Source organism: Endozoicomonas sp. ALB032, from assembly GCF_049310125.1.
GTDB lineage: Bacteria > Pseudomonadota > Gammaproteobacteria > Pseudomonadales > Endozoicomonadaceae > Endozoicomonas_A.
This window is the reverse complement of the sequence record NZ_JBLYNW010000001.1, coordinates 2,000,575-2,015,000: the sequence shown is the minus strand read 5'-3', so window position 1 is coordinate 2,015,000 and position 14,426 is coordinate 2,000,575. Positions and strand designations below refer to the sequence as shown.

General features: G+C 49.2%; 12 protein-coding genes (1 of these 12 running past the window's edge). 2 read left to right on the top strand and 10 right to left on the bottom strand.

The window, feature by feature from the left end:
* The 7 genes from ACO6VG_RS07105 to ACO6VG_RS07075 all read right to left on the bottom strand — a co-directional run.
* A protein-coding gene (locus ACO6VG_RS07105) for a SulP family inorganic anion transporter (RefSeq protein ID WP_422473277.1) crosses the window boundary here: on the bottom strand, positions 1 to 726 show its 5' portion. 801 nt of this gene lie to the left of the window's left edge; only the first 726 of its 1,527 coding nucleotides appear in the window; the start codon lies at positions 724 to 726; its stop codon lies beyond the left edge, outside the window.
* Between the two features lie 372 nt (positions 727 to 1,098).
* Entirely contained in the window at positions 1,099 to 1,557 is a 459-nt protein-coding gene (locus ACO6VG_RS07100) for an RDD family protein (protein ID WP_422136281.1), read from the bottom strand.
* A 105-nt stretch (positions 1,558 to 1,662) separates the two neighbouring features.
* Positions 1,663 to 2,148, bottom strand: coding sequence for a glutathione peroxidase (locus ACO6VG_RS07095; protein WP_422136280.1), 486 nt, complete (start codon positions 2,146 to 2,148; stop codon positions 1,663 to 1,665).
* Between the two features lie 322 nt (positions 2,149 to 2,470).
* Positions 2,471 to 3,289: an HPr family phosphocarrier protein gene (locus ACO6VG_RS07090; RefSeq protein WP_422442060.1), complete on the bottom strand. Its 819-nt coding sequence runs from the start codon at positions 3,287 to 3,289 to the stop codon at positions 2,471 to 2,473.
* A gap of 365 nt (positions 3,290 to 3,654) precedes the next feature.
* Positions 3,655 to 4,734 carry a hypothetical protein gene (locus ACO6VG_RS07085; protein ID WP_422136278.1) on the bottom strand — a complete coding sequence of 360 codons (1,080 nt, stop codon included), beginning with the start codon at positions 4,732 to 4,734 and terminating at the stop codon, positions 3,655 to 3,657.
* Positions 4,735 to 4,896: 162 nt separating this feature from the next.
* Positions 4,897 to 6,981 carry an ATP-dependent DNA helicase RecG gene (recG, locus tag ACO6VG_RS07080; protein WP_422473275.1) on the bottom strand — a complete coding sequence of 695 codons (2,085 nt, stop codon included), beginning with the start codon at positions 6,979 to 6,981 and terminating at the stop codon, positions 4,897 to 4,899.
* Between the two features lie 31 nt (positions 6,982 to 7,012).
* Entirely contained in the window at positions 7,013 to 7,927 is a 915-nt protein-coding gene (locus ACO6VG_RS07075) for a LysR substrate-binding domain-containing protein (protein ID WP_422139508.1), read from the bottom strand.
* A gap of 209 nt (positions 7,928 to 8,136) precedes the next feature.
* On the opposite strand from ACO6VG_RS07075, the gene ACO6VG_RS07070 reads away from it, so the two are divergent.
* Positions 8,137 to 9,000: an SDR family oxidoreductase gene (locus tag ACO6VG_RS07070; RefSeq protein ID WP_422412413.1), complete on the top strand. Its 864-nt coding sequence runs from the start codon at positions 8,137 to 8,139 to the stop codon at positions 8,998 to 9,000.
* Between the two features lie 246 nt (positions 9,001 to 9,246).
* Here ACO6VG_RS07070 and ACO6VG_RS07065 read toward each other — a convergent pair whose 3' ends face one another.
* The 3 genes from ACO6VG_RS07065 to rpoZ form a co-directional block, all read right to left on the bottom strand.
* A complete protein-coding gene (locus ACO6VG_RS07065) occupies positions 9,247 to 9,633 on the bottom strand; it encodes a RidA family protein (RefSeq protein ID WP_317144337.1) in 387 nt (128 codons plus the stop codon).
* A 92-nt stretch (positions 9,634 to 9,725) separates the two neighbouring features.
* Complete coding sequence (gene spoT, locus ACO6VG_RS07060) at positions 9,726 to 11,879, bottom strand: bifunctional GTP diphosphokinase/guanosine-3',5'-bis pyrophosphate 3'-pyrophosphohydrolase (RefSeq protein ID WP_422136274.1); 2,154 nt, start codon at positions 11,877 to 11,879, stop codon at positions 9,726 to 9,728.
* 39 nt (positions 11,880 to 11,918) lie between these two features.
* Positions 11,919 to 12,170: a DNA-directed RNA polymerase subunit omega gene (gene rpoZ, locus ACO6VG_RS07055; RefSeq protein ID WP_252177852.1), complete on the bottom strand. Its 252-nt coding sequence runs from the start codon at positions 12,168 to 12,170 to the stop codon at positions 11,919 to 11,921.
* A 459-nt stretch (positions 12,171 to 12,629) separates the two neighbouring features.
* Here rpoZ and ACO6VG_RS07050 point away from each other — a divergent pair, with 459 nt between their 5' ends.
* Positions 12,630 to 14,426 carry an aminopeptidase P family protein gene (locus ACO6VG_RS07050; protein ID WP_422136273.1) on the top strand — a complete coding sequence of 599 codons (1,797 nt, stop codon included), beginning with the start codon at positions 12,630 to 12,632 and terminating at the stop codon, positions 14,424 to 14,426.

Genomic DNA, 14,426 nt, shown 5'->3' with positions numbered 1-14,426 from the left:
AATGGCCGCCAGGATCAGAGAGTAGGGCAGAATAATCAGAAAAGTCTCCATGCTCAATGGCACCATGGGAATACTGAATTCAGGTAATCCACCGGCAATGCCTGCTACATCACCTACGGTTCGGGTATCAAGATCAAGGCCAATGACCAGCAGCGAAACCACAAGAATGGCTGCCAGAGAAGAAGGAATCGCCGTCGTCAGTTTAGGCAAAAAGTGAATAATGGCCATGGTCAAAGCCACCAGTCCCAGCATCATGCCGAGCTCACTTCCCTGCATCCAGGCTATATCGATAACACTGCCTTCCATAAAGGTTCCAGACAACCAGCCTGTCGCACCCTCTACACCAAATTGACCCAGCTGAGCCAGGAAAATAACGATCGCCAGGCCGTTAACAAAGCCCAGCATCACCGGGTGGGGCACCATGCGAATAAATTTACCCAGCTTCAACGCCCCTGCCAGAACCTGAATAATCCCCATCAGTACAACGGTTGCAAAGAGATACTGAACACCGTGGTCGGCCACCAGACTGACCATAACCACAGCCAGTGCACCGGTAGCACCAGAAATCATGCCCGGACGACCACCGATTGCAGCTGTGATAAGACCTACCATAAACGCAGCGTAGAGACCCACTAGTGGTTCAACACCCGCAACAAATGCAAAAGCTACCGCTTCGGGCACCAATGCCAGTGCTACCGTCAGACCTGACAACAGGTCATTTTTCATGGTAGCTACCTTACTAGCTTTAAGATCGAACAACATTGCCTCCGATTCAAACAGGCAGGTGGGTGGCGAAAGATTAGTTTTTAATTATACGAGCCGATATGGGTTTGTCGGATAGAAAACCGTTTTAAATAGCTCTATGCCCAATAAAAGGAACACTGCTCTGTTTGATAAACAGAGGCAAAGAGTTAATTTTCAGGGAGAAACATTACGTGAATTCTAAAGAAGAGACTGGCAGAAGACAACGACCAGATAGTCTTGAAAATGACGGTTCCTGACCCGTTCGATTGTTGTCAATGATAGAATCAGAATCCTGTCGTTCATACTCTTAACTCGCTCAGAAGCATCAGCTACAGGCTTTCTGAATGCAATGGTTTATTTCCTGAATTTTATGACAACAGTGCCGGCAATTTTGTCATGCCATCCTTGCCTTTTTTTATCCACTACGATCCAGAAAAAACCCAAAAACAGGGGTAAAATTGAGATAAAGTAAGCCAGGTAGCGAATGATAGACTGAGACAGGCTTGGAGCAAGGCCGGTCTTTTCATCAACGACTTTCATGGTAATAAGCATTTTGCCCGGTGTAGCGCTCTTGTAATGCCAGAACAAGACAACCGCCATCGCCGGAAATAACCAGTTGATCATGATATCGACCGGATCCAGGAGCTGCTTTGAATCTTTCATTGTCATCTGGTTACCGTCAATCATCATGGCAAGCGGTAGAGTAATGATGATCAGAACCAGTGTATCGATCAACGTTGCCCAGAATCGGTCGAGAAATCCAGCATATTCAAAGTTGTCTGATCTTTGAGGATTTAAATCGAGCTCAGACATTATCAGTCTCCTGGTTTACAGTCATCTGTCATTAGCGGTAGAGTCGGCAAACCCAGTCAAATTCTTAGTCTGCCGGAAGGACTGCGGAACCTTCCGAATGCTATCTCAACCCTGTGAAAGCAGATCTTTAATGGATGACTCCAGTTCCTGAGGCTTGGTTGTGGGTGCATATCGCGCAACCACTTCACCCTGACGATTCAAAAGAAACTTGGTGAAGTTCCACTTAATATTTTTAGTCCCCATCAAACCGGGCGCTACTTGCTTCAGATCCTTGTAGAGATTAGCAGCACCGTCGCCATTCACTTCTACTTTTTCAAAGACAGGAAATGTGACGCCATAATTTTTTTCACAAAAAGCACCGATTTCACTACTGTCACCGGGCTCCTGTTTGCCAAACTGGTTACAGGGAAAACCCAACACCACCAGCCCCTGCCCTTGATACTTCTTGTGCAGTTCTTCCAATCCTTTGAACTGAGGAGTAAAACCACACTGACTTGCAGTATTAACAATCAACACTACCTTGCCTTTATATTCAGCCAGAGACTGAATATCTCCGTTTAACAGTGGCATTTCGTATCTCAGAACATCCATTAAGTCTATCCTTATCTGGTTTAAGAAGGTTATACCTCATTTTTTCCAAATTGGATGAAAAAAATAAAATTAGCAGAGCTTTAGTATCAGATAGAGTCACGGAACGGGAATAAAAAAAGGCGGCTTGGGACGAGCCGCCAAAACGATGAGGATATGCGAGTCACTGGTAGCTGTTTACCAGTTAATCAGGTCAAAAAGTCTAGTTTCGATAGGCGACTCCTTTCTTCTTGTCAATGAGAATGATTCTCATTCTATACCTAACCTGCCCTTTTGCAAGTTAATTTTTGTTTTTTTGAAAAATACAAGGCGCCCACGGTCACGATTATTCTGCCAGCCCTTCGTTGATCGCCTGCTCCAGTGCATCCATGGCTTCCTGAGCATCCGGACCAGAGGCTTTGACTTCTATGGTGGTGCCTCTGGTAATCCCGAGACTCAATAGTTTCATCAGGCTTTTGCCGTTAATAAATGCGCCACTTTTATCAGGGTTTCTAACGTCTATCCGGCACTCAAAAGGCTTGATAGTGGATACAAAGACCTTACCAGGACGGGCATGCATTCCATTCGGATTAAAAATAGTGAACGCCCGGCTAAGCACTTCCTTTTCCGGTGCAGGCCAGACACTCCCTCTTGACGCCGTAGCTTTCAATGCAAATGGAGAGTTAGAATCAACACGTCTACGAACCCGTTCTTCAGAAATCAGCTCAGGCACTCTGGGCGGAGAATTAATAGCATCAATAACGTCCTGGGGGTTTTCTGTTTTTGCCAGAGTGCTGCATAGCTCGTCGTTACCGAGCATTCGTGTCAGCCCTCTCAAAATCTGCAGATGTTCATTGGAGCAGGCTGCTATGCCAACAGCCATGAAGACCTTTTCACCGTCACCCCAGTCAACGCCGCGAGGAAACTGGAGAATGACCACGCCGGTTTTGATGACAGCATCACGAGTGTTCGGCGTACCATGGGGGACAGCAATACCATTTCCAAGGAACGTGGAGGAAATGGCTTCACGCATTTTTAAACCAACCGTGTAAGCTTCAGTGGTATATCCGGCCTCAACCATTTTCTGGCCGACTAGCTCTATTACCTCCAGCTTATTTTCAGCAGACTGATTCAGGAAAATATTGGATAAGTTCAGTGTTAACATATGAGCCAGATCGTTACGGCAGAGTCTGGAATATTAGCTGAACTCCGTCACCAGCGACGACCAGGCTTCAGACATTAGCGTATCTTAGTGACAATCTTTTTGTCCGGTGAAGAAATCCTGTAATTCCAAAACCAGACGACAACCAGTGCCGGAAAAAACCATTTGATCATGATATCTCCCGGCACTGATGCTGCCCTGAATTTTCAATCATCAGCTGATTGCCACCAGCCATCATGGTAAGCAGGAGCAAAGTAACAATCATCAGAAACGAGGTTTTGAATCCAGCTCACAAAACGGGAGCTTCCCCATTTATTTGCCATGCTATCAATCAGAAATCGTCACAAGCCCGATTCATTCAAGCTGTTTCACTTTTTCTTCGGCATCAACTCAAGATCTATCACCTTAAAGTGACCTGAGCGCCCCTTTGACTGAGAATCACGAGAGGGAACAAAACTGACGCCTTTGGGATTACGCTTGTTCATCCTGAAGTGATCGACCCCGTAACTGGGAAAGCGGATCGCTTTTGATTCTAATCTCAGATCCTCCACCACATCCCCGTTAGGCAAAGCAAGTGTGCCAGCAATGACGGCATTGTAGACAACACCTACCCCATAACGATTGTCGGAGGTCAAATTGAGTTCGACGTCGGGGCTGCCATTCTCCAAAAAATTGGCGTTCAGTGTGGGGAGGGTAAAATCCAGTCTATTATCTTCTGAGAGTCCAAAGAATACGGAATCTTGAATGTATCGGTCAACCAGCCAACTGAACAACATCCAGTTCATGACAGCAAGCCCATACTGCTCTTGGAGGTGAGGATCCTGGAGATAGGGGCCAGCATTTGATATCTCCAGCTTGTACTTGTAAGAGATTACCTCGTCAGCTGCCTTCTCATCTGCCTTATAATCACCCTTGTCGGTTACGAGCAACCCCTGTGTTTCGAGCGGCACGTAGAAAAGCTGTCCTGTTGCCAGTTGCTCTAGTTTGAGAATACCCCAAAAGCTTTCTCCTTCCAGCTGATCAATGTCGAAGCCCGCCCCGGGTTTTTTCAACAGCGACTCATCTACGCAAAAGCGTTCAAGTTCACCATCATGATCGCCTCGCAGCAGCATGCTGGCCAAATTATAGAATTGGCTGTGGCTGTCAGTGCTAGACCTCTTGTGAAACGGTGTGACAATTTTGAGTGCACCAGGTAAATACGTATCACTTTGACAATACTCCTCGCCGCAAATACCTTTCGCATCCCCACAAGAAAACTGGTAACTCGACTCTGTCGTATCCTTCGAAGCCGGAGGAGCCTCGGCATCAGGAGGAACCTTGGCATCAGGAGGAACCTTGTCCTCAGGAGGAATCTCGTGATCAAGAGGAGCCGCTAAAGGAGAGGCCAGGGCGGCAGGAACAGAAAAGGCCAGAGCCAAGCTCAGGCAGGAGACTCTTAACAGATTCATGACTAGAATCCTCACAGTTAATTACATACTCTTGAGGTCAATGCCACTGGCTGAGACTAGTCGATCTCTGCCTGAATGCAAATTAGTCACACGAGAAATTCAAAGAAAGGAATGTGAAACCATAATTTTTTTATAAATGATAAGCACCGATTTCACTTGGCTTCAGACATTGGCGTACTTCTCAGCATGACCCAGCCAGCGCAGGATCAATGGCTCTGCGTTTTGTGGTGCCTCTTTCAAGACACTCTGGGCTGCATCCCTGACCTGATCCAGCAAAATGGCATCCCGTTCAAGATCGGCTACCTTGAACTGGGCAAGCCCGGTCTGTCGGGTACCGAGCACTTCACCCGGTCCACGTAATTCCAGGTCTTTTTCAGCAATGACAAAACCATCGCTGGAGTCGCGCATGACTTGCAAACGCTCTCTACTTTGCTGCGAAAGCGGGGCGTGATACATCAGAAGACAGTGGCTCGCTATGCTGCCCCGTCCGACACGACCTCTTAGCTGATGCAATTGAGCCAGACCCAGACGCTCCGGGTTTTCAATAATCATCAGGCTGGCATTGGGTACATCTACTCCTACTTCGATAACTGTAGTGGCCACCAACAGATGCATGTGTCCGGATTTGAAAGCATCCATCACTTCAAGCTTTTCAGCCGCTTTCATTCGACCATGAACCAGTCCTATAGAAAGCTCAGGCAATGCCTCACGTAACTGTTCAGCCGTCACCTCAGCTGCCTGGCACTGCAAGGCTTCTGATTCTTCAATCAAGGTACAGACCCAATAGGCCTGACGCCCCTCCAAACAGGCTGAGCGCAGTCGCTCTATCACCTGATCACGGCGGTCATCGCCAATCACGACCGTATTAACCGGTGTTCTGCCCGGAGGTAATTCATCGATAACGGAACAATCCAGATCAGCGTAGGCACTCATAGCCAGCGTTCGGGGAATAGGCGTTGCGGTCATAATCAGCTGATGAGGTTGCCCACCTTTTAACTCACCCTTTTTTCGCAGTGCCATTCTCTGATGCACACCAAAACGATGTTGCTCATCGATAATGGCCAGACCCAGCTTCTTGAATTGCACGTCTTCCTGAAAGAGGGCATGAGTGCCCACAACCACAGCCGCATCGCCCCGGGCAATCTCTTCCAGAACCTGCTGACGCTTCTTCCCTTTGGTTTTTCCTGACAAATAGGCGACAGAAACCCCCAGAGGTTTCAGCCACTCTTTAAAGTTTTTTTCGTGCTGCTCAGCGAGTATTTCCGTGGGAGCCATAACAGCAGCCTGATAATCGTTCTCGACCGCCTGAAGTGCCGCCAGGGCAGCCACCACCGTTTTACCTGAACCCACGTCGCCCTGAACCAGTCTCAACATGGGATCAGGCTGCATCATATCCTCACTGATTTCCGCCAGTACTTTTTCCTGAGCCCCTGTCAGGGAAAATGGCAACTGCTCACGAAAATCACGGGTTAACGTCTGCCTGGGTGACATTGCATAACTTTTTACTGTTCGGATCAGGCTACGCAGCTTCTGCATGCTCAGGTTGTGAGCCAAAAGTTCTTCAAAAGCCAGTCGTATTTGCGCCGGATGGCGACCTTCAGAAAGCAGTTCAAGAGAAACATCGGGGGGAGGCGAGTGCAGGAACTCCACCGCATCCACCAGCGCGCCAAGCTGGTACTGCCATCTGACATTTTCAGGCAGCCACTCCTGAAGCGCATCAGGATGATCGAGTTTTTCCAGCGCCTGCACACAAAGGCTCCGAATTCTCTGCTGGTTAAGCCCTTCAGTCGCCGGATAGACAGGCGTCAGGGTTTCCTCAACATCCAGATCATTATCCGGTTTGATGACCCAGTATTCAGGGTGATAAATCTCAAGACCGCTGGCTCCTCTTCGGGGCTGACCAAAACAACGAACCTCAGTACCCGGTTTGAGGCTATTCTTCTGTGCGCTGGAGAAATGATAGAACCGCAATCCCACAGAACCGGTGCCATCACTGATGCGGCAAAGCAGACTCTGGCGTTTCCCCATCAAAACATCAGACGCTACAACAGAGCCCTGAATGACATAATCCCCTTCCGGATGAATAGCGGCAATAGGTGTAATGCGGGTACGATCCTCGTATCTCAGGGGCAGGTGAAAAAGCAGATCCTGCAGGTTGTGAATATGGATTTTTGCCAACTTGTCGGCAAGTGCAGCCCCAACACCTTTCAGCGCTGTCACAGGAATCTCATGCAGGGGCTTCACCATATCACCTCAATAAACTGCTATTACTTTTTATTCATTTCGCTTCCGTTACAGAGCATAGCCTGAGAGCACTGGACAATGCATCTATTGCCTTGGGTCTCGGAAAACTGGCACGCCAGGCCAAAGCGACCGTCCGACTGGGTGATGGCGGGCGAAAAGGCTTTGACGACAATACATCTGGGGCGTAGTGGCTACCGACCAGGGCCGATTCAGGCAGCACACTAATGCCCATTCCGGAAGCCACCATATGGCGGATGGTTTCCAGAGAAGAGGCTTCGATACCGCTTCCATCATCACCGGCATCGTTTTTCTGAGCCAGAAGCGGACAGGCCTCCATAACCTGATCCCTGAAACAGTGACCTTCACCCAGGAGCAGTAACTCTTCGTTCACCAGCTCTGCGGGATCTATATCCTGCTTCGACAGCCAGGGATGCCCGGCTGGCAATAAAACCCTGAAAGGATCGTCATATAAAGGCAGGGTCAATACATCAGGCTCAGTAAACGGCAAGGCGATGATAATGGCGTCCAACTCGCCCATCCTCAGTTTTTTTCGCAACACCGCAGTAAAGTTTTCTTCTATATACAGAGGCATTTTAGGCGCCACCAGTGCCAACTGAGGCACAAGGTGTGGAAACAGATAAGGCCCGATGGTGTATATAGCCCCCACCCTCAGGGGAGTGCTCAACTGATCGCGCCCGGCTGTGGCAATCTGTTTGATGCCCGACACTTCTTCCAGAACTTTCCGGGCCTGACTGATCACCTTTTCCCCCATCGGGGTCACCCGTACCGAATTTCGCGATCGTTCGAAAAGTGCCAGCCCGAGCTCATCTTCCAGCTTTTTCACTCCCACACTGAGCGTAGGCTGGCTGACATGGCATTTGGCAGCAGCACGACCAAAGTGCTGCTCCTGAGCAAGAGTCACAATATAGCGCAATTCTGTGAGAGTCATAATGATAGGCGCCTGCCAGGAAAATACCAGAACACTGTAAATTTAAACAGTTTTTTTTTCAAACTATTCCTTTGGCTTTCTGTCAAAAGCAGAGGGTGTATTACCAGAGCCGCAGAGAGAAACGTCCAATTTAAGTAAGGTTACTTGCATTTCCCTGAAGATAAAGGACACTCACGGGTGTCCTTTTTTTAAAAAATGACGGGGCCGCTATGAATAAAAATGTATTGATCGCCGGTTGTGGTGATGTCGGTTGCGAGTTGGCACAGCAGCTTCTGGACACAGGTAATTACTTCGTCTGGGGATTACGCCGGAGCATCGACCGTTTACCCGGACGCGTTCATCCTGTAAAGGGCGACCTCTCGAATCCGGAGCAGCTGGGCGAATGGCCCAACAAAATTGACTATGTCGTCTATGCGGCCGCTGCCGATGGACCCGGTCAAGACAATTATCATAAAGCCTATTTAAGAGGTCTTTCCAACGTTCTTTCCCGCCTTCAGGCAGACGGCCATCGGCCAGAACGAGTGCTCTTTACCTCCAGTACCAGCTGTTACCACCAGAATGATGGTCAGTGGGTGGATGAAACCTCACCCACGAATCCTGGTCGTTATTCCGGGAAGATCATGCTGGAAGCAGAAGCCATTTTGATCAATAGTCCATTTCCTGCAACAGCCGTTCGCTTTGGCGGTATTTATGGTCCCGGAAGACATCGCATGATCAACCGGGTAAGAGCCGGTGAAGGTTGCAAAGCAGAGCCTGTCATCTACGGCAACCGTATACACCGTGATGACTGCGCCGGTATTCTGGCTCACCTGATTCAACGCGATGAACAGAAGCTTCCCGTTGACTCCCTTTATCTGGGAGTTGACCATGAACCTGCGCCATTATATGAAGTACTGCACTGGCTTGCGGATCAACTCGATATAGTGCTGGATGACAACCATCCTGCTCCCCAGCCCCAGAGAGGCAGCAAACGTTGCAGCAATCAAAGAATTGTTGATGCAGGTTACACTTTCAGGTACCCAAACTATAAAGCTGGCTACTCAGAGCTTTTAAGCTCAATGTCTTCTGAGTAATTCTTGTTAAAGGAATATGAAAAAATCGCTTATCGGATAGAGCGCTGCGCTCAAAGGACAGACTTGGAACAAGAAGAAATATAACAACCATGCAGCCAGGAAAATGGGTTTATCTGACAAACATCCTTCCGCCTGTGGCTGAGATATTTTTAACTGCGAGCGAAAAAAGCCTGCACAGAAAAAAATACCTCAATACTCGATGGAGAGATTCCCTGAGTATAATCCCCCCGGATAGCTATTAAAAAATCACCTCAACTCCAGAATGGCATCAATCTCGACCGGAACACCTTTGGGTAACTCTTTGACGCCAATAGCAGCACGGGCAGGGTAGGGCTGAGTGAAATACTCGGCCATAACCTCATTGACCGCATTAAAATTGCTGAGGTCGGTCAGGAAAATGCCCACTTTTGCCGCATCCTGAAGTTCTCCGCCAGCAGCTTCGGCAATGGCTTTCAGATTTTCAAAGCAGCGTCGGGTCTGCGCCTTGAAGTCTCCCTGCTCCAGTTCCATGGTCTCCGGAATCAGAGGAATCTGGCCGGAAACATAAACGGTCGTTCCCGCCTTAACCGCCTGAGAATAGGTCCCAATGGCCTGAGGCGCATTCTCAGTGTTTATGGTCTGTCTGTTACTCATTATGCGCTCGCTTCTAAACAGAAAAGAGCCAAATAGTAAGGGACAACACGTATTTTTCAAGTCCCTCTGAAGTTTTCGCCCATAAAAGGCTCCTAGGCTTCTCTGCGACGGTTAATGGAGTGAACGCCCTTGATCACACGAAGGCGTTTAATGATTCGGGCCAGATGGAGACGATCCCTTACCTTGATCACCAGCTGAACCATGCAGAAGCTGGCATCACGCTCTTCCATGCTGATTTTTTCGATGTTGCCCTCCACTGCAGTGACACTGGTTGCCAAAGAAGCAATCATGCCTCGGTGGTGCTCCAGCTCTACCAACAACTCGACTGTGAATTCGCCGGAAACATCTTTGTCCCAATCCACCTCCAGTACTTTTTCAGGGCTATGACGAATATCAGCAATGTTTTTACAGCTTTCGGTATGAATCACGATGCCACGGCCTGAGCTGACGTGCCCGACAACCGGGTCACCCGGAATCGGGTAGCAGCACTTGGCAAAGCTGATCACCATGCCTTCCGTGCCCCGGATCGACAGTGGTTTCTCTGAGTCAGAAGTATCGATCTGGTTTTTTTCTGCTTCCACACTGCCAGGCTCCATCAGCATACGTGCAACGACGTATGCCATGCGGTTGCCTAAGCCTATATCTTCCAGAAGGTCATCCACAGTATCGAATTTCAGCGCTTCAATCTGACCTTTCAGAACCTGGTCGTCCATATCATCAAGATGACTCTCGAAGCTGACCAGAGCCTTGTTCAACAGTCGACGACCAAGGGCAATGGATTCATTGCGCCGCTGATTCTTGAGGAAGTGACGTATATTCGATCGGGCTTTTCCGGTCACAACAAAATTCAACCAGGCGACATTAGGTCTTGCACCGGGCGCTGTGACCACTTCTACCGTCTGCCCACTCTGCAATGGTTGACTCAGGGAAGCCAGACGACGGTCAATGCGACAGGCTACACAAGTGTTACCCACATCAGTATGCACGGTGTAGGCAAAATCAACGGGAGTGGCACCCTTGGGTAATTCAAGAATATGCCCCTTGGGTGTAAAGACGTAAACTTCGTCCGGGAACAGGTCGATCTTAACGTTCTCAATAAACTCCAGTGAATCACCGGCATTCTTTTGCAGTTCCAGAACACCTTTAAGCCACTGACGTGTTCGGGCATGACTGCCGGACAGCGCTTCATCTCCGGATTTATAGAGCCAATGAGCAGCAATGCCATTATTGGCCATATCCTCCATTTCCTGGGTACGGATCTGGATCTCAATGGGAACGCCATGCATACCAAAAAGACTGGTATGAAGTGACTGATAGCCGTTGGCCTTGGGGATAGCAATGTAGTCTTTGAAACGCCCCGGAATAGGCTTGTAAAGATTATGGACCATGCCTAACGCACGGTAACAGGAGTCGGCACTTTCAACTATGATACGGAATGCGAACATGTCCATGATTTCGGCAAAGGACTTGCTCTGGTTACGCATCTTTCGATAGATACTGTAAAGGTGCTTTTCCCGTCCTACCACCCGGCCCATCAGGCCGACTTCTTCAAGGCGGGCAGCAATGGCTCTCTGAACCTGACCGACAAGATCCTTGCGATTACCCCGAGCCTCTTTTACTGCCTGACGTATCATTCGGGATCTCATGGGATACATGGCCTGAAAGCCGAGATCTTCAAGTTCAATCCGCAGATTGTGCATACCCAACCGGTTGGCAATCGGCACGTAAATGTCGAGGGTTTCTCTGGCAATCCGACGACGCTTGTCGGGTCTGAGAACACCCAGAGTACGCATATTGTGAAGTCGGTCTGACAGCTTGACCAGAATGACCCGGATGTCCCGTGCCATGGCCAGAGCCATTTTCTGGAAGTTTTCGGCCTGGGCCAGAGTCTTGTTTTCAAACTGCATGTGCGTCAGTTTGCTGACTCCGTCAACCAGATCGGCTACCACTTCACCGAACTGTTCGTGAATGGCAGATTTTTCAATTCCGGTATCTTCGATAACATCATGCAGCATGGCGGCCATCAGACTATGATGGTCCATGTGCATGTCTGCAAGAATCGCAGCTACTTCGAGGGGGTGGGTAATATAAGGCTCACCACTACGCCGGGTCTGACCGTCGTGCGCCTGTTCAGCGTAATAGTAAGCCCTACGAACAAGATTCACCTGTTCGGGATTCAGGTAGGACTTCAAGCGGCCGGCAAACTCTTCAATAGTCAGCAAAGCCCGCTCCTCCTGTGCAGCCATCCAGCCATCCAGAACATCTCCGGGAGAGATCTGGAGGTATTAACCCTCAACGCCAGCCAGAAACATGGCTGCTTCGTCTTCGTCTACCACTTTTTCTTCAACAGACAAAGGGGTTACCAGACCTTCTGCAATTTCGCGTAGCGCCATAACGGTGGGCTTGTCGTTTTCCCACTCCAATTTGGGGTCCTTACCACCAATCGCCAGCTGACGGGCACGCTTGGAAGCGACCATAACCAGCTCAAAGCGATTATCAACATTGTCCAGACAGTCTTCTACGGTTACTCGAGCCACTGCTCACCTCTCAAATTTGATCACTGTGGAAATGCCCTTTCCTATTCGCCCGACCGGGGTTAATGTTCTGCCTCTTTTCGGTCAGACTCCCTGGAAAGAGCACTTTTGTTCCATGGCTGAAACAGCCTGTTTTCCGACCTTACAGTTTACTTTACGACCCGAGTCCAAACAAGCCCGTGACGGGTCAGCAGCCATACTACGGAAGGTCAGTTCATCAGTCATTGGTTATTTATCGGCAACTGATTTGATTGCGTCAGATCAATAGGTCTTTCCGAAGCACATCCTTATAATGACACATCCGCTCTTTTTACTGGACAGCCACGAGACTATGACAAAGGCTAAAGAAGTAGAGATTTTCTACCTTTCGGACTTCCCTTAGAGGTAGTTATGCAGTTATTTATATAGTATCGCCGTCACCTGACATTATTATTTTGCCACCGACAAATCAGAACAAAACTTATGACAATCACGGTTAATCAGCTGACGACTCCGGAAAAGCTGGCAGCATTGCAATCAGTAATGAAAAGCCAGAACATTCACGCGTGGATTATTCCAAGCTCCGATCCACACCAGAGCGAATACGTGGCCGATCGCTGGAATGGTCGTGCCTGGCTGTCCGGGTTTGATGGCTCAGCAGGTACCCTTGTGGTACTTCAGGAGCGGGCGGCCTTATGGACCGATGGCCGTTATTTCCTTCAGGCTGAAGAACAACTGGCGGGCAGCGGCATTGAACTGATGAAACAGGGGCAGACTGATGTGCCGCCAATCAACAGATGGATAGCAGATAACCTTGAAGAAGGTCAGGTCGTTGGCTTTGATGGCAAGGTTGTCAGCCTCAGGTTCGTCAGAAATCTCAAAGGGTCGTTTGATAGCAAAAGCCTCTCCCTTAAAACCGATCTTGACCTGCTGAGTGATATCTGGAAAGACCGCCCAGCCATGCCTGCTGAGTCCGTTTTCCTCCACAGCAATGAGATGGCAGGAAAAACTCGTGAAGAAAAGCTGGCTGAAGTACGGAAAGAAATGACAGCAGCCGGAGCCGATCATGTTCTGCTCACAGCCCTGGACGACATCGCCTGGCTGTTCAACCTGCGTGGTTCTGACGTTGAATGCAACCCGGTTTTTCTTGCTTATGCTCATATTACCAAAAACTCGGCACAGCTCTTTATTGACGAGAGTCGTATAGATAAAAACGCTCTGGGAGCACTGAAAGCCTCATCTGTAGAGTTGAGAGCTTATTCAGCGATTGCAGACAGTCTGTTGTCACTCGACAATGTTGCACTGTTGATTGATCCCGCGACTACCTCTCAGTCGCTGTTTGAGGCTATTGCAGACAGCGTCGATGTTATTGAGACCACCAGCCCGGCCAGAAACCTCAAAGCGATTAAGAATCCCTTTGAAATCAAACGCATGAATGACTGCCATCGTCGTGATGGTATCGCCATGGTGCGCTTTATGCGCTGGCTTGAAGGCCAGATTTCCACGGGAACCCTGACCGAAGTTACCCTGGATGAAAACCTTCAGGCATTTCGGGCAATGGCTCCTGAATTTAAGGGACCAAGCTTTTCGACCATTGCCGGATATGGGCCTAATGGTGCGGTCATTCACTATCGGGCTGAAAAAGACACCTGCCTTACAGTTCAGCCAAAGGGGCTTCTGCTGGTTGATTCGGGAGGCCAATACCCGGATGGCACCACAGACATTACCCGCACCTTTGCCTGCGGTGAAATGACCGAAGAGGAGAAGAAAGACTACACTCTGGTGCTCAGGTGTCATATTAACCTGGCACGGGCTCGTTTCCTGCGAGGTACCCGTGGCATCCAGCTGGACATGCTGGCAAGGCAACCGGCATGGGCTGAAGGTCAGAATTACAATCACGGTACCGGTCATGGTGTAGGATATTTCCTGAATGTTCATGAAGGCCCGCACAGTGTCAGCCAATACTTCCTGGATGTGGCTCTGAAGCCGGGTATGCTGATTACCAATGAGCCAGGTATGTATCGTAATGGCAAGCACGGTATCCGGATCGAAAATATCATGCTGGTTGAAGAAGATATCAAAACCGAATTCGGCGATTTCTACAAACTGACAGACCTGACTCTGGCACCGATTGATACCCGTCCACTGTTGCTCGATAAGCTCAACAGTGGGGAGATTGAGTGGCTGAACAACTATCACGCCAGAGTGAGGCGTGAACTGTCTCCACTTTTGGAAGGGGAAGATCTGAAGTGGCTGACCAACGCCACGGAATCAGTCTGA

What these genes read in the sequence shown, in the direction of transcription:
- ACO6VG_RS07070 (WP_422412413.1), top strand. Translation starts at nt 8,137, where the DNA reads ATGAATAAAAATGTATTGATCGCCGGTTGTGGTGATGTCGGTTGCGAG.
- ACO6VG_RS07090 (WP_422442060.1), bottom strand. Translation starts at nt 3,289, where the DNA reads ATGTTAACACTGAACTTATCCAATATTTTCCTGAATCAGTCTGCTGAA.
- ACO6VG_RS07065 (WP_317144337.1), bottom strand. Translation starts at nt 9,633, where the DNA reads ATGAGTAACAGACAGACCATAAACACTGAGAATGCGCCTCAGGCCATT.
- ACO6VG_RS07075 (WP_422139508.1), bottom strand. Translation starts at nt 7,927, where the DNA reads ATGACTCTCACAGAATTGCGCTATATTGTGACTCTTGCTCAGGAGCAG.
- ACO6VG_RS07050 (WP_422136273.1), top strand. Translation starts at nt 12,630, where the DNA reads ATGACAATCACGGTTAATCAGCTGACGACTCCGGAAAAGCTGGCAGCA.
- ACO6VG_RS07095 (WP_422136280.1), bottom strand. Translation starts at nt 2,148, where the DNA reads ATGGATGTTCTGAGATACGAAATGCCACTGTTAAACGGAGATATTCAG.
- ACO6VG_RS07100 (WP_422136281.1), bottom strand. Translation starts at nt 1,557, where the DNA reads ATGTCTGAGCTCGATTTAAATCCTCAAAGATCAGACAACTTTGAATAT.
- ACO6VG_RS07085 (WP_422136278.1), bottom strand. Translation starts at nt 4,734, where the DNA reads ATGAATCTGTTAAGAGTCTCCTGCCTGAGCTTGGCTCTGGCCTTTTCT.
- spoT (WP_422136274.1), bottom strand. Translation starts at nt 11,879, where the DNA reads ATGGCTGCACAGGAGGAGCGGGCTTTGCTGACTATTGAAGAGTTTGCC.
- recG (WP_422473275.1), bottom strand. Translation starts at nt 6,981, where the DNA reads ATGGTGAAGCCCCTGCATGAGATTCCTGTGACAGCGCTGAAAGGTGTT.